General features: G+C 65.0%; 20 protein-coding genes. 10 read left to right on the top strand and 10 right to left on the bottom strand.

Features of this window, described 5'->3' with window-relative positions; all coding sequences use genetic code 11:
- Positions 1 to 599, top strand: a 599-nt coding sequence (locus tag KBC96_10010) for a DUF933 domain-containing protein (protein MBP6964729.1), incomplete at its 5' end; no start/stop codon positions are given.
- 15 nt (positions 600 to 614) lie between these two features.
- Here KBC96_10010 and KBC96_10005 read toward each other — a convergent pair.
- Positions 615 to 1,367, bottom strand: a complete 753-nt coding sequence (locus tag KBC96_10005) for a YebC/PmpR family DNA-binding transcriptional regulator (protein MBP6964728.1) — start codon at positions 1,365 to 1,367, stop codon at positions 615 to 617.
- A gap of 154 nt (positions 1,368 to 1,521) precedes the next feature.
- On the opposite strand from KBC96_10005, the gene KBC96_10000 reads away from it, so the two are divergent.
- Both KBC96_10000 and KBC96_09995 read left to right on the top strand, forming a co-directional pair.
- Complete coding sequence (locus KBC96_10000; protein ID MBP6964727.1) at positions 1,522 to 1,770, top strand: AbrB/MazE/SpoVT family DNA-binding domain-containing protein; 249 nt, start codon at positions 1,522 to 1,524, stop codon at positions 1,768 to 1,770.
- On the top strand, positions 1,767 to 2,183 hold the full coding sequence (locus KBC96_09995; GenBank protein MBP6964726.1) for a PIN domain-containing protein: 417 nt from the start codon (positions 1,767 to 1,769) through the stop codon (positions 2,181 to 2,183). Before KBC96_10000 ends, KBC96_09995 begins: the two co-directional genes overlap by 4 nt.
- On the opposite strand, the gene KBC96_09990 is transcribed toward KBC96_09995, so the two are convergent.
- The 4 genes from KBC96_09990 to radA are packed head-to-tail and all read right to left on the bottom strand — an operon-like array spanning position 2,180 to position 6,313.
- Entirely contained in the window at positions 2,180 to 2,908 is a 729-nt protein-coding gene (locus KBC96_09990) for a biotin--[acetyl-CoA-carboxylase] ligase (protein MBP6964725.1), read from the bottom strand. The genes KBC96_09995 and KBC96_09990 overlap by 4 nt on opposite strands.
- A gap of 25 nt (positions 2,909 to 2,933) precedes the next feature.
- Complete coding sequence (nadC, locus tag KBC96_09985) at positions 2,934 to 3,959, bottom strand: carboxylating nicotinate-nucleotide diphosphorylase (protein MBP6964724.1); 1,026 nt, start codon at positions 3,957 to 3,959, stop codon at positions 2,934 to 2,936.
- Positions 3,960 to 3,992: 33 nt separating this feature from the next.
- Positions 3,993 to 4,928 (bottom strand): quinolinate synthase NadA, encoded by a 936-nt coding sequence (gene nadA / locus KBC96_09980; GenBank protein MBP6964723.1) that lies wholly within the window; start codon positions 4,926 to 4,928, stop codon positions 3,993 to 3,995.
- Positions 4,925 to 6,313 (bottom strand): DNA repair protein RadA, encoded by a 1,389-nt coding sequence (gene radA, locus KBC96_09975; protein MBP6964722.1) that lies wholly within the window; start codon positions 6,311 to 6,313, stop codon positions 4,925 to 4,927. Before radA ends, nadA begins: the two co-directional genes overlap by 4 nt.
- Positions 6,314 to 6,432: 119 nt before the next feature.
- On the opposite strand from radA, the gene KBC96_09970 reads away from it, so the two are divergent.
- The 5 genes from KBC96_09970 to KBC96_09950 are packed head-to-tail and all read left to right on the top strand — an operon-like array spanning position 6,433 to position 11,030.
- Positions 6,433 to 7,248: a sugar phosphate isomerase/epimerase gene (locus KBC96_09970; GenBank protein ID MBP6964721.1), complete on the top strand. Its 816-nt coding sequence runs from the start codon at positions 6,433 to 6,435 to the stop codon at positions 7,246 to 7,248.
- Entirely contained in the window at positions 7,245 to 8,054 is an 810-nt protein-coding gene (locus KBC96_09965) for a sugar phosphate isomerase/epimerase (GenBank protein MBP6964720.1), read from the top strand. Before KBC96_09970 ends, KBC96_09965 begins: the two co-directional genes overlap by 4 nt.
- Before the next feature lie 48 nt (positions 8,055 to 8,102).
- Positions 8,103 to 8,897 (top strand): endonuclease/exonuclease/phosphatase family protein, encoded by a 795-nt coding sequence (locus KBC96_09960; protein MBP6964719.1) that lies wholly within the window; start codon positions 8,103 to 8,105, stop codon positions 8,895 to 8,897.
- A complete protein-coding gene (locus tag KBC96_09955; GenBank protein ID MBP6964718.1) occupies positions 8,894 to 9,694 on the top strand; it encodes an endonuclease/exonuclease/phosphatase family protein in 801 nt (266 codons plus the stop codon). The genes KBC96_09960 and KBC96_09955 overlap by 4 nt, the downstream gene beginning before the upstream one ends.
- Positions 9,651 to 11,030 (top strand): FAD-dependent oxidoreductase, encoded by a 1,380-nt coding sequence (locus KBC96_09950; protein MBP6964717.1) that lies wholly within the window; start codon positions 9,651 to 9,653, stop codon positions 11,028 to 11,030. Before KBC96_09955 ends, KBC96_09950 begins: the two co-directional genes overlap by 44 nt.
- A 1-nt stretch (position 11,031) precedes the next feature.
- On the opposite strand, the gene KBC96_09945 is transcribed toward KBC96_09950, so the two are convergent.
- The 5 genes from KBC96_09945 to ndk all read right to left on the bottom strand — a co-directional run bounded on the left by KBC96_09945 (position 11,032) and on the right by ndk (position 15,931).
- Positions 11,032 to 11,829 carry an amidohydrolase family protein gene (locus tag KBC96_09945; protein ID MBP6964716.1) on the bottom strand — a complete coding sequence of 266 codons (798 nt, stop codon included), beginning with the start codon at positions 11,827 to 11,829 and terminating at the stop codon, positions 11,032 to 11,034.
- A gap of 1 nt (position 11,830) precedes the next feature.
- Complete coding sequence (locus tag KBC96_09940; GenBank protein ID MBP6964715.1) at positions 11,831 to 13,366, bottom strand: 4Fe-4S dicluster domain-containing protein; 1,536 nt, start codon at positions 13,364 to 13,366, stop codon at positions 11,831 to 11,833.
- A 71-nt stretch (positions 13,367 to 13,437) separates the two neighbouring features.
- A complete protein-coding gene (locus tag KBC96_09935; protein ID MBP6964714.1) occupies positions 13,438 to 14,355 on the bottom strand; it encodes a DUF362 domain-containing protein in 918 nt (305 codons plus the stop codon).
- Between the two features lie 42 nt (positions 14,356 to 14,397).
- The gene (locus KBC96_09930; protein ID MBP6964713.1) at positions 14,398 to 15,435 is read right to left on the bottom strand and encodes a DUF362 domain-containing protein; all 1,038 of its coding nucleotides are present in this window, start codon (positions 15,433 to 15,435) and stop codon (positions 14,398 to 14,400) included.
- Positions 15,436 to 15,514: 79 nt separating this feature from the next.
- Positions 15,515 to 15,931 carry a nucleoside-diphosphate kinase gene (gene ndk, locus KBC96_09925; protein ID MBP6964712.1) on the bottom strand — a complete coding sequence of 139 codons (417 nt, stop codon included), beginning with the start codon at positions 15,929 to 15,931 and terminating at the stop codon, positions 15,515 to 15,517.
- Between the two features lie 507 nt (positions 15,932 to 16,438).
- On the opposite strand from ndk, the gene KBC96_09920 reads away from it, so the two are divergent.
- Complete coding sequence (locus tag KBC96_09920; protein ID MBP6964711.1) at positions 16,439 to 18,457, top strand: N-acetylmuramoyl-L-alanine amidase; 2,019 nt, start codon at positions 16,439 to 16,441, stop codon at positions 18,455 to 18,457.
- Between the two features lie 147 nt (positions 18,458 to 18,604).
- Positions 18,605 to 19,540: a hydroxymethylbilane synthase gene (gene hemC, locus KBC96_09915; protein ID MBP6964710.1), complete on the top strand. Its 936-nt coding sequence runs from the start codon at positions 18,605 to 18,607 to the stop codon at positions 19,538 to 19,540.
- The last annotated feature ends 45 nt before the right edge of the window (positions 19,541 to 19,585 follow it).

Raw genomic sequence — 19,585 nt, 5'->3', positions numbered from 1 at the left:
AGATCAGAGACCAGCTCGAGAACGAAAAGCCGCTCAAGGAACTCGACCTGTCGAACGACGAGGTCAAGATGATCCGCAGCTTCGACTTCCTTACTCTGAAGCCGATGATCATCGTCGCCAACGTCGGTGAGGACGTGATCGGCCAGGCGGACAGCCCGCTCCTGGAGGGATTGCGTTCCTACTGCGAGTCCGAAGGCATGGAGCTGATCGAGCTTGCCGCGAACATCGAGATGGAAGTCGCCCAGCTTCCGGAGGACGAGGAGAAGGAGTACCTGGAGGCGCTCGGCATCGCGGAACCCGCGCGGAACAGGGTCGTGCAGAGCGCATACCGCGCGCTCGGCCTGCTCTCGTTCTTCACCTCAGGCGAGGATGAAGTCCGGGCCTGGACGGTGGACAAAGGCGCGAAGGCGGTCGAGGCCGCCGGGAAGATACATTCGGACCTGGAGCGCGGCTTCATCCGCGCGGAGATAGTGCCGTACGACGACTTCGCGAAGGCGGGTTCCTGGGAGGCGGCAAAGGCCGCAGGACTGATGAAGCTGGAGACGAAGGACTACGTCATGCGCGACGGGGACATCATGGTAGTGCGTTTCAAGGTGTGACGCCCCGGGGAGAGGCTACTCTGCGGCGGCGGCCTCGAGGATTTCCTCGTCAATGTCGAAGTTCGCATGCACCTGCTGTACGTCGTCGAGGTCTTCGAGCTGGTCCATCATCCGCAGAACCTGCATCGCCGTCTTCGCATCGAGCTTCACGGTGCTCTTGGGCAGCATAGTGGCTTCCGCGCTGACGAACTCGATCCCGGCATCGGTGAGAGCCTGGCGGAGGCTTGCCAGCCCCTCGACCGAGGAGTAGACCTCGTACACGTCGCCTTCGGTGAGGATGTCCTCGGCCCCGGCGTCGAGAGCAGCCAGCATCAGGGTGTCCTCGTCAACGGTATCCTTCTGAATCGTGACGACCCCCTTGGGATCGAACATCCATGCGACGCAGCCCGACTCGCCGAGGCTCCCGTTGTTCTTCGAGAAGGTCGTTCTCAGTTCCGAGACCGTCCGGTTGCGGTTGTCGGTCAGGCAGTTCACCAAGACCGCCACGCCGCCCGGCCCGTACCCCTCGTAGATGATCTCCTCGTAGTTTGCTCCGTCGACCCCTCCGGCGCCGCGCTGGATCGCGCGCTTGATGTTGTCGGCGGGCATGCTGTTCTCGCGGGCTTTCTGGACGGCGAGTTTGAGCTGGTTGTTGGCGTCCGGGTTTCCTCCGCCTTCGCGCGCGGCGACGATGATGTCGCGGGCCAGCTTGGTGAACATCTTGCCGCGTTCGGCATCCTGCTTGCCCTTTCGAAGTCTTATGTTGTGCCACTTGGAATGACCGGACATGACTCTCACTCCTTCGAGACGCCGTCGCGTCCAGCAGACTCGAACGGTGAAGTATATCATGTGGGCCGAAAGATCGTCAAACGCTCGCATTACATTGGTCGAAAAGTAATGCGATATGGTATAATGTCGTTACGGTGGGAAACGGGAGGAACTCATGAGCGTTGCCAAGGTTACTCGAAAGGGCCAGATCACTATACCCAAAGACATCCGGGATTCCCTGGGCATATCGGATGAAGACCACGTCGTCATAGTAGTTGACGGCAACACGGCGATCCTGCGCGCCGTCCCCAGAAGCAGGCTCTCCGAGCTGAAGGGCCGGCTGCCTGCGAGTCGTCCGTACCCGGGGCATGACGCGATCCGAGAGGAAACCGGCCGCGGTATCGGGGAGCGGCACAGCCGATGAAGCGGGCATACGTTGACGCAAACGTGATCCTGCGCTTCATCACGAACGATCCGCCCGACATGGCGGAGAGAGCTGCCCGACTCTTCGGGCTGGCGGAAGACGGCCACATCGAGCTTGTCGTTGATGAAATGGTCATCGCCGAGGTCGTATGGGTGCTGCAGTCCTACTACGGGTTCACAGCCGATGAGATCGCGCCGACGCTTCGGAGCTTCCTGGTCAGCGATTCAATCATCAGCGACCGCAAGACGGAGTTGATGCAGGCTCTTGTGCTGTTTGAGGAGAAGAAGGTGGACTTCGTTGATGCTCTCGCCGCCGTGCGCATGGTCGCCTGCGGAGTGACGGACATCTACTCTTTCGACAGGCATTTTGACCGCCTCCAGGGCGTGCGGCGATTGTCACCAGGCGGTGACTAACCCGCGAGCAGCACGTCCCCCGCACTGATCTCCGTGAGCGCGCCGCCGCCCGAGCGAACGATCAGGCTCCCCGACTCGCTCACCGCCGCCGCGACTCCCCTGACAACGCCGTCCGCCGCCCGCACTTCCACCTCGCGCCCGACGGTGCAGTCGAGGCCGCGCCACGCGTCGAGTATCGGCGAAAATCCCTCGCTCTTCAGCGCCTCGTACCGTGCGTCTAAGGCGTCCAGCACCGCCCTCTCGATCTCCGGCCGCGACGCCGCCTCGAGGGACTCCAGCAGTATGGATGTGGCGGACTCAGCGATCTCCGCGGGCCAGTCGGCCGTGTTGACGTTGATCCCGATGCCGGCGATCACCGCGCCGTCAGCGGCTCGGCATCTCTCGACGAGAACTCCGGCGACCTTGCGGCCGTTCAGCAGCACGTCGTTCGGCCACTTGGTCTGAGCCGCCAGACCGGTTGCGGCCCGAACGGCCTCGGCGACCGCCAGGGAACACACGAAGGCGAGCTGCCAGTGAGAATCGGCGGGAATCTGCGGGCGGAGCACGATGCTCAGATAAAGGCCGGAGTCCGGCGGGGATATCCATCGGCGTCCCAGACGCCCGCGCCCCGCGCTCTGCTCGTCGGCGGCGACGACCGTGCCCTCCGGCGCGCCGTCGCCGGCCATTCGCGCCGCCAGGTCGTTCGTCGAGGCAACCGAATCGAATCGGTGGATGGAGTATCGCATCAGCGGCGTGCCGGACGAATCGGGATCATCCCGTTATCTCGAGGCTGAGATCCAGGGCGTCCACGGAGTGAGTCAACGCGCCGACCGAGATCATGTCAACCCCGGTCTTGGCGACCTCGAGGATGTTCTTCTCGGTGACGTTTCCGGATGCCTCGGTGAGAGCGCGCCCTCTGCACGCCTTGACGGCCTTCTTCAGGTCAGCCGGACTCATGTTGTCGAGCAGGATGATGTCGGCGCCGGCTTCGAGCGCCGTCTCGACCTGCGCGAGGGTCTCCGCCTCGGCCTCGATCTTCATCAGGTGGGACGCGTCCGCCCGCGCCGCCTCGATCGCCTCCGCGATTCCGCCGGCCGCCTCGATGTGGTTGTCCTTGATTAGTACCGCGTCGTAGAGCCCGAAACGGTGGTTTCGCCCTCCGCCTCGCCGGACTGCGTACTTCTCGAGGCTGCGCAGCCCCGGAGTGGTCTTGCGGGTGTCCATCACGACCGCGCCCGTGCCCTCGACGAGGCTGACCAGCCGCGCAGTCCTGGTAGCGATCCCGGACAGCCGCTGGAGGAAGTTCAGGGCGGTCCGCTCCGCCGTGAGAATGGCGACCGTGGGACCGGTGATCTCCGCGATGATGTCTCCGGACTGAACCATCGCGCCGTCGGATAGCTCGGCGCGAAACGCCAGGTTGGACTCGCGCTCGCTTGACTTCCGCGGGGCGACGGGCCCGCCGGTGACGTTCACCGCCGGCTTGCCGAGGTGCTTGGCGGTGATCCGGATCGGCTTGCCCGCCTGAGGGAGTCCCTCTATCCGCACGGCGGCGGTGTGAGGCGGGCGCACGCGCTTTATGACCGTCATGTGCCCGGCGGAGTAGCTCTCGGCGACCAGTCGGAAGCAGATCGCCGCGACGGGAAGTCCGGCGATGATCCCTTCTTCCCTTGCGATTATCCTCGCGTTCGAGACGGCCGACGAAGAGACGGTGAGCGCGGTCGTGACATCGCCCGCGCCGATGTCCTCGTCAAGCGCCCTTCGGACGGTTTCTTCCACTTCCAGATAGTTCAGGTTCATGCTGTACCGCCTGCGGCGTCCTCGTTCGGATGGCTACGCGATCTCGATCATTCGCCGGATTGCCCCGCGCGCCCTATCCATTATATCGGCAGAAAGCTCGATCGGGTACTGCATATCTTCGAGCGACCAGAGAAGTTTCTCCAGCGTGATCTTCTTCATGTTCGGGCAGATCGTATTGTCCGTCGGCGTGAAGAACTTCTTCCCGGGGCTCTCCTGATGCAGACGATGCAGTATGCCCTTCTCCGTGCCGACGATAAACTCCCGATGGGAGCTCTCCCTGGCGAATCGTATCATCCCCGACGTGCTGAACACGCCGTCCGCGAGCTGAACGACCGCGCGGGTACACTCCGGGTGAACCATCACATAGGCGTCGGGATGCTCGGACTTCCGGCGGAGGATGTCCTCCGGCCTGATCCGGTGGTGGGTGGGGCAGTACCCCGGATAGAGAATGATCTTCTTCGACGTCTTTGACGCCACGTAGTCGCCGAGGCACTTGTCCGGGACGAAGATCACCTCGTCTTCGTCGAGCGATTCCACGACCTTGACTGCGTTGGCCGACGTGCAGCAGACGTCGCTCTCGGCCTTAACCTCGGCTGAAGTGTTCACGTAGGCGGCGACGGGGCGGCCGGGATACTCCGCCTTGAACGCCCGGAGCTGCTCGGCGTTGATCATGTCCGCCATCGGGCACCCGGCCTTCAGATCCGGCAGAAGGACGGTCTTCGCGGGCGAGAGGATCTTCGCCGTCTCGGCCATGAAGTGTACGCCGCAGAAGACGATCACTTCGGCGGAAGTCGAGGCCGCCTTCCGGCTCAGTTCGAGCGAGTCGCCCGTGAAGTCGGCGATCTCCTGGATCTCGTCGAGCTGGTAGTTGTGCGCGAGGATCACCGCGTTCGCGGCGCCCTTCAGGCGGTTGATCCGCTCCCTGAGCGATGCGCTCGCCCCTCCGGCATGTCGGTCGCTGGAAGTCATGCGTTCTTCTTTCGCTTGAACTCGCCGATCGCAAGCTCGACGGCCTTGAAAAGGGTTTCGACGCCCTTCACCTCGATGCCTCCGTCAGCCCGCGCCCGGGAGGTGCTGTGCACGGAGGTGATCACCCGATCAAAGCCGAGCCTCGCCGCTTCCTTCACCCGCTTCTCGATCTGGCTGACCCCTCGCACCTCGCCCGCGAGACCGACCTCGCCGACGACGACCGTGTTCGGCTCGACCGGGAGGTCCTTCAGGTTGGACGCGACCGCGACCGCGATGGCGAGGTCGAGCGCCGGTTCCATGACCTTCACGCCGCCCGCAACGTTGATGTACACGTCCTTGTTGGCGAGGCTGAGGCCGACGCGCTTCTCGAGCACGGCGAGTATGAGCATCGCGCGGTTGTAGTCCACGCCGGTCGCCATCCGCCTCGGGCTCGCGAAGTAAGACTGGGCGACGAGGGCCTGGACCTCGACGAGAAGCGGCCGCGTGCCTTCGATAGTCGCCGCGACGACGGACCCGGGCCCGTGCAGGGGCCGCTCCGAGAGCAGTATCTCTGACGGGTTGCCGACCTCCCGCAGGCCGTCCTCGCGCATCTCGAAGATGCCGAGTTCGTCCGTCGAGCCGAACCGGTTCTTGACGGCGCGGAGAATCCGGTAAGTCTGATGACGGTCGCCCTCGAAATAGAGCACCGTGTCCACTATGTGCTCCAGCACGCGCGGGCCCGCGATAGAGCCTTCCTTGGTGACGTGCCCGACTATGAAGACAGGCGTGTCTGTGCTCTTGGCGATCCGCGTGAGCGCCGCCGTGCATGTGCGCACCTGGCTGACGGTCGCCGGGGCCGATTCGAGCGAAGGGTCGTACATCGTCTGGATCGAGTCCACGATCACCGCGCCGGGGTTCAGCGAGGAGATGCACGCCTCGATCTGCTCGATGTCCGTCTCGGCAACGAGGTAGAGCGTGTCCGTCTTGACGCCGAGCCGGTCCGCGCGGAGCTTGATCTGCTCGACGGACTCCTCGCCGGAGACGTAGAGGCTGATGCGCCCGTCGGGGCTCAGGTTGTCCGCCGCCTGGGTGAGGATCGTGGACTTCCCGATGCCCGGGTCTCCTCCGATCAGCACGACCGACCCGGGGACGATGCCTCCGCCGAGCACGCGGTCGAACTCGCCGATGCCGGTGCGGTGGCGCCTGTGCTCGCCCGCGGTCACCTCGCCGATCGGCCTCGGCGCGTTGTGGAGGACGGCGGCCGTCTTTCGGGCCGACGACTTCTCGCGCGCGACGGTTTCCTCAGCGAACGTATTCCACTGGTCGCAGTCGGGGCACCGCCCGAGCCACTTGAGCGACTCGCAGCCGCACTGCTGGCAGACGAACTTGGTCTGTGTCTTGGCCATGGGATATCTCTCGACGGGAATCATAGCAGATCGGCGGGCGTCGGCACAAATCGCCAGGCCGGACGCGGGCGGGGAGGTTCGGGGCCGGGGGAAGAAGAACTCAAGGGTGGAGGGCGCTGATGTCCGGGATCGGCATAGCTGTGTGGAACTTCGAGGGTGACGATATCGCGGTCAAACTGCGCATGTTCGCCGAGATGGGTTACACGGCCGCGAGCATCAACAACCGCTCGCTCGATCTGCTGTCCGACGAGGACGAGTCGAGGATCGCCGAGACAGCCGACGAGCACGACCTCGCGCTGACGTTCCACGGCGGCTTCACCGATGAGTCCCAGGATTCGCAGGTTGCAGCGCGCCGGGCGGAGCGCATCGCCCGGCTGCACGAGCGCACCGGACGGGTCGCGTGTACATCCTATGATGTGCCGGGCACGCCGATCCCAGGCTGCTGCAGCCGGAAGGAGCCTGAGCGTATACTCGGCATGCTGGAGGACGTGCTGCGAACCATGAGCGGGACAGGCGTCAAGGTGCTGCTCGAGGACTGCCCGCTGTACCCCGAAGAGGCCGTGCGGATCGATGGGTTGAGGGAGCGTTACCCGCACCTTGGGGTTCTGATTGACCTCGGCCACATGAACCTCCGCCTTCGCGAGCCGAGGCACGATCCCCGGCCGCTGGATCCGGGCGCCGTCGAGGCGTATCTCAGACGGATCCCCTGGGAGATCGCGGAACTGCACGTCCACAGCAACGACGGGACGAGGGACCAGCACGCGCCTCCCTATGCGCCTAACGCGGACATGGCAGAGGCCGCGCGCGTGCTCCGAGAGATCGGGTTCGACGGCATCTCGACGATCGAACTCGTGCCGAAGTGGTGCGGTCTGCCTGACGATGAAATCGAGGATGCGTGCCGGCGGTCGCTCGAGTACTGGAGAGGCCTCCTGTGATAGACAGGTTTCTGATATCATCGGTCGCGTGGCAGGGAGTCCGGCACTCAGAGGCGATAGCGCAAGTCCGGGCGGCCGGTTTCGGCGGCGTGGAGATCCTCTGCAAGCCGGGGCATTTCGAGCCGGGCAACCGCGCTTATGTCGAGGACGCGCTTCGCGGGCTCGACGGCTGGACCAACGCCGAAGTCACCCTGCACGCGCCTTTCTACGATGTGGATCTGGCCGCGACTGACGCGGACGGGTGGAGCCATGCGGTGCGCGAGGCGATGCTGGCGCTGGAAGCCGCCTCTCGCCTGAAGGCCGGAAGCATGACGATCCACGTCAGGAGCATGACGGCGGCAGAGCGCTGGGACGGCGGCAACGTCGAGGCGTTCGGTCGGTCGCTGCAGCGCCTCATTCCGGCGGCATCGGAGCGCAGTGTCGGGCTTGCGGTCGAGAACTTCCCGCCGCCGTACTTCACCGCGAACGAGCGCGATCTCCTCGGTCTGATCGAGGGCTTCCCGTCGGTCGGGACGTGCATTGACACCGGACACGCCCACCTGGCGCACAGGCTCGTAGAGATCGCCCGCGCGCTGGCGGAGAGGGCATTGGTCGCGCACCTTCACGACAACAGCGCGTGCGGGAGGGACGAGCACCTCATCCCGGGGCGCGGCACGATCGCGTGGAGGGAGTTCGTCGAGGCGATGCGGGGCTTCAGGGGCAGGCCGGTCATGGAAGTTGGAATGACGGGGACGCTCGGCGAGACCCTGGCGAACGTCGAGAAGGCGATCAGGGAGACGGGGCTGGAAGGTCTGGTGGGAGCATAGGCCCCGTCTGTCCCATATGATACATCGGGATCGAGCAGGAGTGGGAGCATGAACGTTCGGCTGAAGATACTGTGCTGCAACATACGGGTGGACGTACCCGCGGACCACGAGACGCGAAACGGCTGGGACGACCGCAAGGACCTGTGCCTGGAGGTGATCCGCGCGCAGAAGGCCGACGTGATATGCCTGCAGGAATGCAGAGAGGCTCACTACGGGTTCTTGAGTAGCGGGCTTCCGGAGTACGACAGCTTCGGACTTGCGAACCCGGACCCTGAGTTCAACCCGACAAATGCCATCTTCTTCGCCCGCGGCCGGTTCGAGACGATCTCGGCGGGCGGGTTCTGGCTCTCCGAGACGCCGCACGTCGAGGGGTCGCTGTCCTGGGATTCGGCCCGCTCGAGGTTCGCCAACTACGTGAACCTGAAGGAGCGGGACTCGCGGCTGGAGTTCAGGGTCTGGAACAGCCATCTCGATCACATCGGCCGGACTGCCCGGGTCGAGCAGGGCCGGTTGATCGTCGAGTCCTCGCGGGCGATCTCGGACAGCCTGCCCCAGATCTTCACCGCCGACTGCAACGCGGACGCGTCCGACCCGGCGATCCGCAACCTCATCGCCGGCGGGTGGAACGATACCTACGCGGCGATACACGGGCCGTCGGACCCGGGATTCACGTACCATGGGTTTCTCGGCCCGAAGTATGACCCGAAGAACGGGGTCGGCAAGATAGACTTCATCTTCACTCGCGGTCCCGTGGAGACGCTGGCCGCCGGAATCATCTGCGATAGCCGGGACGGGAAGTACCCGAGCGACCACTACTTTCTGTCCGCCGAGGTGGGGATTTGAGCGACACACTGAAGATCATCTGCTGCAACATCAGGGTGGACGTCCAGGCGGACGCGGACGAGGGCAACGGCTGGAAAGACCGCAGGGGGATGTGCGTGGAGGTGATGTACGGCCAGCACCCGGACGTCATCTGCGTGCAGGAGTGCAAGGGCAACCAGTACGCGGACCTCAAACGGGGGCTTCCCACATACGACGGATACGGGATCTCCAACACCGTGACCGGGTACAACCCGTCGAACGCCATCCTCTATCTCCGCTCCCGCTTCGAGCTGATAACGGCGGGAGGGCACTGGCTGTCGGAGACGCCCCACGTCGCAAACTCCAAGTCCTGGGACTCATCCCTGCCGAGGTTCGTAAACTGGGTGGATCTCAGCGACCGGACGTCGGGCAGGGAAATCCGGGTGTGGAACAGCCATTTCGACCATGTCGGGCAGAAGTCCCGGGAGGGGCAGGCCCGCCTCATCGTCGAAGGCGCGAAGCCCTTCCCCGCCGATCTCCCTCAGTTCTTTACCGCCGACTGCAACGCGGACGCCTCCAATCCGGCGATCAGAGCGTTGAAAGAGGGCGGATGGGTGGACACGTACACCGCCGTCCACGGCCCGGACGATCCCGGAAACACGTTCCACGGGTTCATCGGGCCGAAGTACGTGGGCAAGGTCGGCAAGATCGACTTCGTCTTCTGCCGGGGTCCGGTCAAGCCCACGGTCGCGGAGATCATACGCGAGGGCAGGGACGGACGGTACCCGAGCGACCATTACTTCGTATCAGCCGAGGTGGCGCTTGACGAAAGGCGTTGACCGCACTGAGGCAGACGTCCTGGTGGTCGGCGGGGGGCCTTCGGGGATCATCGCGGCGGTTGCGGCAGCCGATAGCGGGGCGAGGGTGGCGCTGATCGAGCGGCGCGGATTCGTCGGGGGCAATCTGACCATCGGCCTGCCGGTCCTCGGGTTTCTCAGCCAGAAGGGCGAGCAGATCATCACGGGCCTGCCGCAGAGGCTCATTGACCGGCTCAGGGCAGTCGGCGCGGCCGGCGAGCATCAGGCCTGTCCGCTTCACGTCAGCCTCACACTGATCGCCCCCGAAGCTGTGGAAACCGTCGCGCTTGATATGCTCCGGGAGAGCGGCGTCGAGATCATTCTGCGCACCGCCTGCGCGGACGCCATCGTGGACGGCGGCCGGATTCGGGGGATCGTCACGGAGGGCGGGTCGGGGCGCGGGGCGATCGAGGCCGACGTCGTCATTGACTGCACGGGCGACGGAGACGCGGCGTTCCTGGCCGGCGTGCCGTGCGGGAAGGGCGACGATCTCGGCGGAATGCAGCCCCCCACGCTGATGTTCTGCATGGCCGGCGCGGATACCGAGAAGCTCCGCATGAGCCTTGCGAGCGACCCGCAGGCGTACGATGCGGACTACATCCCGCCGGAGTACTTCCTCGAGCACCGACGCTTCATCGTCGTCGGCCTCAGAAAGCTGATCGAGAAGGCGCGGCAGGCGGGCCTCTCGATCCCGACAGACAGGACGATCCTGATCACCGGCCTGCGCGAGGGCGAGGTCTGGGTCAACATGACGCGGGTTAAAGGCGTTGACGGCACTGACCCGCGCAGCCTTGCGCTCGGCGAACTGGAGGCCGCGGGCCAGATAGACGACATCCGCAGATACCTCATCGAGTACGTGCCCGGCTTCGAAAACGCGCGCCTCGACAGGATAGCCCCGTTCCTCGGCATCCGCGAGACCCGGCGCATCGTCGGCCGGTACGTCATGACAAGGGACGACGTCTTGAGCTGCCGTAGGTTCGACGACGCGGTCGCAGTCGGCAGCTACCCGGTGGACCTCCACCACCCCGGCGACGACAACTGCACGCTGGAGTGGTGCGGCGATTGCTACGACATTCCGTACCGATCGCTGGTGCCTCAGGGCGTGGAGAACCTGCTGGTTGCCGGGCGGTGCATCTCGACGACGCACGAGGCTCTGGCGGCGGTCCGGGTGATGTCAACCTGCATGGCGGTGGGAGAGGCGGCCGGTCGGGCGGCGGTGATGGCGGCCCGTGCGGGAGTGTCACCGTCAGGCGTTGATGTTGATGCGCTCAGATGCGCGCTGATTGAGTGCGGGGGGTATCTGCGGGAACGGCCGTAGGTCACATCGCTCCCAGGAGACGCATCGCATTCCCGCCTAGTACGGCCGCAGTCTGCTCTTCAGAGAGTGAGAGCCCGCGTATCCCGGCGACTTCCTGCGCCTGGTCCGTCCAGGGTGAATCCGTCGCGAACAGCACCCTCTCGACGCCGTGTGCGCGCATCAGCGAGACCATGGCATCAGGCCCGAGGTCGGCGAGCGAGTATGACGTGTCGAAGAACAGCTCCCGGCCGACGAGATGGCGCTCCACCTCCCCCCAGCACTGATAGCCGCCCATGTGCGCGGCGATGACGGTCATCTCCGGCACGGCGTCGAGAACCCTCGCCAGGCGGTCGGGCGTGCAGTGGACCGGCGGTGGCAGGCCGATGTCCACTCCCGCGTGGAAGAGCACGATCAGGCGCGCTTCCTCGAGAGCGCGATACATCGGCAGCAGGGCCGGATCGTCCACGAAAAACTCCTGATAGTCCGGGTGGAACTTCACGCCGACGATGCCGTCGCCGGCGATCCGCTCGATCTCGGCTCGCAAGTCGTCCTGAAGCGGGTGGAGCGTGCCGAAGCAGATCAGGCCGGGATACTGCCGGTTGACCTCGGCGGCCCAGCGGTTGATGCTTCCGACCTGGGAAGGCTTCGTGGCGATCGGCATCACCGCCGAACGGGCGATCCCCGCCGCCCGCATCGAGGTCGTCAGCCCGGCGCACGTGCCGTCGGTGTGGGCGGGGACGCTGCTGCACTCGGATAGAGCGGCGATCGCCCTCGGCGCAAGCGCATCCGGGAACGCATGCGTGTGAATGTCAACGATCATCTCAGGATCCCCGCCTGTCGCCGAAGGAGTACACGCGGATCGCGGCTTTCGGCTGTATCGGGCAGGCGGCCTCGCAGAGCCCGCATCCGACGCATTTCTCCTCGTTGACGGTCGGCACCCTCGCGCCGCCCTCTTCCTTCCACTCGATGGCTTTGTAGGAACAGTACTCATCGCAGACGATGCACTGCTTCCCGGCGTTCCACGCGATGCACTGGTCGCGGAGAATGACCGCGGTGCCGATGAAGATCTCCTTCTTGGCCTCGACCTCGAACGGCTGTATGGCGTCGGTCGGGCATACCTGACCGCAGGCGTTGCACTGCTCGGTGCACGGCCCGATTCGCGGGACCAGCACAGGCGTCCAGATGCCCTCGATGCCGGCGTCGAACAGCGCGGGCTGGAGGCCGTTCGTCGGGCAGGCCTTCATGCAGAGGCCGCACCGGGTGCACCGGGCGACGAACTTGCTTTCCGGGCAGGAGTTGGGCGGCCGGATGAGGTACTCGCTGCTCAGCTTGATGCTCGACCCGGCGACGGCCGGCGTCTTTCGACCGGGATCGACGGCGGCGACTGTCACGAGACCGAGGCCGATGCCCATCCCCTGGAGAACGCGCCTGCGCCGAAGATCGAGGCTCGTCTCGCGGTGGAACTCGGGCTTCGGCCTGAGCCGGAAGCTCACCGCGTCTCGCGGGCAGACCTCCACGCAATCCATGCACTCGATGCACTCGGTCAGGCGGGTGAGCCTGGGGTTCTCAGGGATGGCCGCCATCTTGCAGTCGTGGGCGCACCGGGAGCAGTCGTTGCAGCCGGATCCGACGACCCTCTTCAGCAGAGGGACTCGCGAGAGCAGGCCCAGCAGGGCCCCGAGCGGGCAGAGGTTCCGGCACCAGAACCGCCGCGAGACGCCGTTCAACGCTACGATCGCGACGAAGACCCCCAGCACGAGGAATGCCTGGCGGAAGTGTGTCTGCTGGCTCGAGACGAACGCCGACGCCGCCATCCGGTCGCCGAGCCACATGCTTGCCGAGGCGAGCGGCCCGAAGCTGCTGCCCGACCAGACGTACAGGTGATCGGCGAACCACTTGACGGTCATCTGTACCGGCGCGACGAATCCGATAACCACGGCGCGGTGGATCAGGCTGAGCGGATCGAGCAGGTAGACGAACTGCATCGTGAAGACGGCCGTGACCGCCAGCCCCGCGAGGACATAGTACTTCAGGCTCAGCATCCTCCACCCTTCGCGGTGGTGGCGCTTGCGGAAGAACACCCGGTCGGACAGGTCGAGGGTCGTGCCCATCGGGCATATCCACCCGCAGAAGACCCGCCCGAGCAGGATCGTGAGGCCGACGACGATGAGCGACAGCGCCATTTCGGGGATGAAGCTTCGGGACGCGAGCATCGAGGCCGCGGCCGCCAGCGGGTCGAGCTGCATGAGCAGGTCGGACGGGATGCCGTTCCAGAGCGGATATGCGGTTTTGAAGACGAGAAACAGGAACAGCCCGAAGAAAAGCACCTGGCTGACCCGCCGGATGGTACGTGTCATGATCAGTGATTCGTGATGAGTGATGGGTGATTCGCACGAAGACCTGTAAGTCACGAATCACTGATCACTCGTCAGACCTTCTTCTGCGTGACTTTGGCGAGGTCCATCGTGCCGAGGCCGAGCTTCGACGCCGCCACGATGTGACCTACCTGCGAAGGGTTTCTGCCGAGGAGCTTCGCCGCGTATGCGTCCACCGCCACCGGGTCGGTCGCCGCTATGATCTGCCCGACGTCCTTCGTGGTGCCGGGGCCCTTCGGGCCGCCGGTGAGCAGGATTCGCACGGCGTCGAGAATGATCAGGTTCGGCTTCACGGCAGAGGCGTAGTCGGCGATGCACTGGTCGAGTCCCTTGCGGTGCCAGCTCTGGCGGTCCCAGTTCGTGCCCATCAGGTTCTTCATGCTCGCCGTCATGCCGGAAGCGCCGTGAACCTTCGCTATCGGCACATTGATGAAGCAGTCGGCGTCCATGATCTCCCGGGCGCACTCGTCCGCCTTCAGTATCTTGCCCTTGGGGATCGTCACCGGCTTGTACATGCTCTTCGCGTGCCCCGAGACGAGGCGGACCTTCTGGTCGGCGCAGACCTTCTTAGCGCCGCTCAGATCGAATGCCGTCTGCCAGTTGTCGCACGTGTGATCGAGAACGGTGATGCGGCCGGCCCCCGCCTGCTTGCAGAGTCTGATGATCGCGGCCAGGACCTGCGGGTTGGTGTTCGCCGCCACTTCCGGGGCGCGAGCCCACGCGATGTTCGGCTTGATGACGACCGACTTCCCCTTCTTGACGAACTTGCCGATACCGCCGAGCCCGTCTATCGCCTTCTTGACTTTGGCCTCGATGCTGCCCGCCGACGCTATCGAGAGCACCGACCCGGCGGCTTCTGCTTCCTGAAGGATGCCGAGCAGTTCGTCCCCCGCTATCGCGAGGCCGCACGTCGCCGCGCCCGCTATTCCGGCGCGCCGCAGAAACTCGCGGCGCGTGAACTTGTCCGTCATTGCTTCCTCCGTGTCTTCGTGTATTTCCGCGCTTCCATGTTCCTATACGGTCTTTCGGATGATCTCGATCTTCGCCGGGTCGTTTGTGCCGATGCCCATGGATGCGGCAGTCTGTATGAACTTCGTGGGGCGGCCGGACTCCGCGAGCGGCTTGAGGTCCATCTCCTTGCGGCGCTCCTCGATCATCTGCCATGCCTGATAGTCAACCGCGACCGGGTCCGCGCCGATCATTATCGAGCGGCACTCCCATGCAAACTCCGGCTTGTAGCCCGGCCCGCCGTTTGCCAGCGGCTTGAGCGCGTCGCACACGATCAGGCGCGTCTTCTCCCTGATCGCGGGGATCGAGTTCAGCTCGGCAAGGAACGGGTCGCAGTTGTTGCCGTGATGCGCGCTCGGATTGTCGTGAGTGCCGTAATGGTTCTTCATCGCGCAGGTCACGCCGGATATGCTGTGGTCCTTGACTATCGGGACGTTGATCAGGGCGTTGATCTTCTTCGTCAGGATCGTGCTCAGCTTGCCGCTGAAACTGCCGACCGTCGTCCGCTCCGGCTCGTACTCGCCCTCCGTGCCGTAGCACGCGACTCGGGTGCCGCCACGGTTGATGACGAAGCCCGACTGAGTGAGTTCCCTGTCGTTTCGATCCCAGACGATGATGTTCTCCTCTTTGACGCCCGCGATCTTCAGTCCCGCTATGATCGAGGCGGCGAGTTCGGGATGAGTGGATGCGCCGACGCGGAAGAGCGTGTTGACCTTGATGCCGACGACGTCGGTCGGCCTGAACAGTTTCTTCCATGCGGCGGCCTCGGAGGGCAGGCCGGTGTAGGCCTTCATCCCCGCTGACAGCATCGAGTTCAGCACGGACTGGTTCACCGTGGGGTCCACCTCTCCTACCGATGCCATCTTCAGGCCGGACACGGTGCTCGCGTTCGCCTCGCCGAGCACTCTGTCGCCTTTGACGATCACGATCCGCGACTTGCCGTTCGGGGCCGAGAGCGCCTCGATCGGGAGCACTCCCGCGCTGATTCCGGCGCCGGCGACTGCCGCGCCCTTGAGAAAGTCTCTTCTGCTGAGTCTTGTCATCAACCGCTCCTTGTCTGACGCACGTCGGGTGTCTGCGGATGTTCGGGGGGATGATCTGATGAATGTCCTGCGGTTCGTCCTACTCGAGAATCTCCTCGGGCTCGAACCAGATGGCTATCTCGGACTCCGCGTTCTCCGCGCAGTCCGAGCCGTGTACCAGGTTCTCCCTGGTGCTGAGTGTAAGATCGCCGCGAATCGTGCCGGGGGCGGCGTCCAGCGGATCGAGGCCGCCCATCATCTGCCTGACCAGAGCGACGGCATTGTCACCGGCGACGACCAGGGCGACGACCGGGCCGGAGGACATGAACCTGACGACGCCGTCGAAGAAATCCTTGCCCCTGTGGGCCTCGTAGTGCCTCTCGACCAGTTCGACCGTCGGCCGGAGCATCTTGAGGGCCTTGATCTGAAGCGTGCGGCTCTCGAATCGGCCTATGACCTCTCCGATCAGCCCGCGCCTCACGGCGTCCGGTTTGACCAGCACAAGAGTCCGTTCCATGTCGTCCTCTACGGAGCGCGCGCCGCAGGCCGCATCGCTCTGCGGCCAGTATATCAAGAGGGTGCTGAGGTGTCAAGGAACGCGGACGTGGGCATCTGTGCAAAAATGTTTCAAAAGTTTTTATTTGTTATGTTTAGAAACACTCTGGCCGGGGTAAAAGGGAATCGGCAGGGACATGGAAGTCGGCCGGCTTCCGGGGGACTCCGAACGGGTGTAACCTGAATGCCGCAGTCGGCCGACTTCCAACCGCATAGTGGCCGGGAGGCGGAAAGGGTAAGTGGCCGCCGATCCCGGGGCAGGAAACGATCTCCGGACACGCGGCAAGCGTCATGGGTGTGACGTTGTGAACCGGAAGTCGCAGTCTCTCAGCGATGCATCTCATGTGGGGTGCGGTGCACTCGCGGGGAGCGCAGAACCCGCCTCGAGGATTGCCCTACCGACCGCCTTCTGTTATAATGAGGCCGGGCTCACCCCCGGCCTCATTAGTTTCTATACCCGGGTGAAACAATGAAACCTGCCACTTCCGCTCTCCTGGTCTCGGCCGCCCTCATCCTCTCCGTCACCTCATCCTTCGGCGGCTCTCGCATATCCGCCCCCACGATCGTTCCCAAGGACGAGTGGGGCTCGATGCGCGAGGGTGATCGCTATCAGGACCGCGTCTTCGATCCGTATTCGCAGGGGCCGCTCGGCGACCCCGTCGCGATAACGATCCACCATACGTACATCCCGGCGGGCGCCAATCCGCCCGATCCCGCCGAGGACAGGAGGAAGCTCCGCGAGATTCAGGAGATGCACGTCGGCAAGGGCTGGGGCGACATCGGATATCACCTCCTCATCGGAAGCGACGGCACCGTCTATCAGGGCCGCCCGCTCGGATGGATGGGCACCCACTCGCCGCCGAACACGTCGAACATCGGCGTCAACGTGATCGGGGACTTCCACGAGAAGGAATACCCGTCGCAGGTACAGATCGAGTCCCTCGCGCGGCTGCTCTCCTGGCTGTGCGACACATACGACATTGACCCGACCGCGAATGCGGTGATCTTCGACCGGACCGCGATAGCGGTCGGGGGCCATCGGGACTGGAACGCGACGGCATGCCCCGGCGACCACCTCTACGCCCCGCTTGCCGACATCCGAAACCGCGTGCGCGCCGACCTGCTGGCGGGGCATCCTCCGTACGATGCGAGGCCCTCCGTGCTGCAGTTCTATCCGACCGCGCTGCTCGCCGGCCGGGAATACACCCTGGATCTCCATGTCAGAAACGTCGGTTACCTGCCCTGGTCGCACTTCAACCGGGTGCGTCTGGATTCGCTGAAGCCCGATGCGCTCGTCGTCCCCGAGCCGTCGCTCTCGGACGGCGAGACGGTCGGCACTCTCGCCAACAGGACGTGGACGCTGGCGATCCGATCGCCCGCCGAGCCCGGCCCCGCGCGGCTGGCCGTCCGGATGAGCGAGGCCGACCGGCCGTTCGGCGGAGAGATCGGCTGGGACGCCGAGGTGCTCAGCCCGGCGGCGTTCATCTCCGAGTGGCTCACGGCGGGCGCGTTCACGGCTCAGGCCGCGGACGGCTCGCCGGCTTCGCCGGATGCCCTGATCGCCCGGGACTTCTTTGCGGGGCAGCCGCTCGACGTCATGGACACTTTCGACGAGGCGAGCGAGAAGGCGCACGGTTATTCCGTGACGGATGAGTACTCGAGCGGAGAGCGCAGCTTCCGGGGCCCCGACGGTCAGCGGGTGAGTGAGAGCGGGCGCTACTTCCGCGGCGAGGAGAACCTCACTCTCTCCCTGACGGGACACAAAGATGGGAACGTGATACTCCGCAGGCTGATAGACGCGGGCGACCGCGACCAGCGCGCGAGCATCACCGTGAACGGCGAGTGGCGGACTATCTGGAGCCATCCCGGCAGGGAGCGCTACCGCCTCTGGAAGGAAGTTGACACCGTCATCCCGTACTACCACCTCGCGGGGAAGCGGGAGATCACAGTGAGCGTGAAGTCGCTCGGCACGGTGCAGTACGGCTGCAACTCGTTCAGGTACGCCCTCCTCGACTCGGGCGAGCCGCTCGCGGCTCCGAGGCTCGGAGAGAAGGTCGGCGACGGCAAGTGGGAGTCCTGGAAGTCGCACGACGGCCTGACGGACCTCTCATCCGCGTTCAAGGATGCGCAGGCCGGGGCGGCCTACCTCGCGGTATACGTCAAGTCGCCGAGGACGCAGCGTGTAGAGTTTCGGACGGGGTATGCGGGCCGGCTGAAGGCGTGGGTGAACGGCGAGCTGGCCGTTTCGAGTCTCGGCGGGAAGCCCGATTTTCCCGATACCGAGAGCGGGTCCGTCCTGCTCAAGAGCGGCTGGAACCGCCTGCTGGTGAAAGTCGTCCTCGACCCCGGCGCGAAGAACCTCTACGCGAGGTTCTGCCGGAAGGACGGCAGCCCGGCGGAGGGCCTGAAGGTCTCGTTCGACCCGAACGACCGGGCAGCGGAGGAAGTCCGCACTGCGAAGGCGGAGAGCGCCCCCGCGAGCCTTTGATAAAAAACGCGGCAGTGAAGGGAGTTCACTGCCGCCGAGAGCATGAGGAAGGCAAGGGGCAACAACCGTTGCCCAGTTGCGCACAAAGCGCAATGTATTGCTCTTGTACCCGCATGCGGGGTAATCCAAACATCGGCAGTCAATAACATGAAGTTTCTGACGGTCGGGACCAGGGGCAGCGCGCTAGCGCTCGCACAGACCAATCAGGTCGCCGAACGCCTCAGACAGCTGTGGGAGGCGTCTCCAGGCGGCGACCCCTTCACTGTCGAGGTACAGGTCATCAAGACGAAAGGGGACCGGATACTCGACGTCCCCCTGGCCGGCATCGGCGACAAGGGCCTCTTCGTCAAGGAACTCGAGCAGGCGCTGCTCTCCCGCGAGGTGGACTTCGTCGTCCACAGCATGAAGGACCTGCCGACCGAGATGCCGGACGGCCTCTGCATCGCCGCCGTGCCCGAGCGAGAAGACCCGCTAGATGCACTGGTCTCCGGCGGCGCCGTGCTCGCCGACCTGCCGCCGGGAGCGCGGATCGGCAGCAGCAGCCTCCGCAGGCGCGCCCAGATACTCCACCACCGCCCGAACCTCGAGATCCTCGACATCCGCGGCAATCTCGACACCCGGCTCCGCAAGCTCGACAACGGGGAGTACGACGCGATCGTCCTTGCATGCGCGGGATTGAACCGCATGGGCTGGGCCGACCGCATCACCGAGAAGCTTTCGCCCGAGATATGCCTGCCCGCCGTCGGTCAGGGCGCGCTCGCGATCCAGGCTCGTCGGGACGACCCCGAGACGTTCCTGCTGCTGGCCGTTCTCGATCACCCGGAGACCCACGCGGCGGTCCGAGCGGAGCGGTCGCTGATGAAGTCGCTCGAAGGGGGCTGCCAGGTCCCGATCGGCGCTCTCGCCCGTCTGGATAGCGGCGCGCTTGTCCTTGAGGGAGTCGTCGCGAGCCTCGACGGGGCGAAGCTCGTCCGCGGCCGGGTCATCGATCGACCGGATCAGCCCGACGAACTCGGCATCGAGCTGTCCCAAGTCCTCCTCTCCGCCGGCGCTGACCGTATCCTCGCCGACCTGCGACGTTAGTCCTCGAAGCCCATCCTGTTGACTCCCCTCACCGTGAAGTGGGAT

It is taken from the genome of Armatimonadota bacterium, assembly GCA_017993055.1.
Classification (GTDB): Bacteria; Armatimonadota; UBA5829; order DTJY01; family DTJY01; genus JAGONM01.
This window is presented reverse-complemented; position numbering and strand designations above follow the sequence as displayed.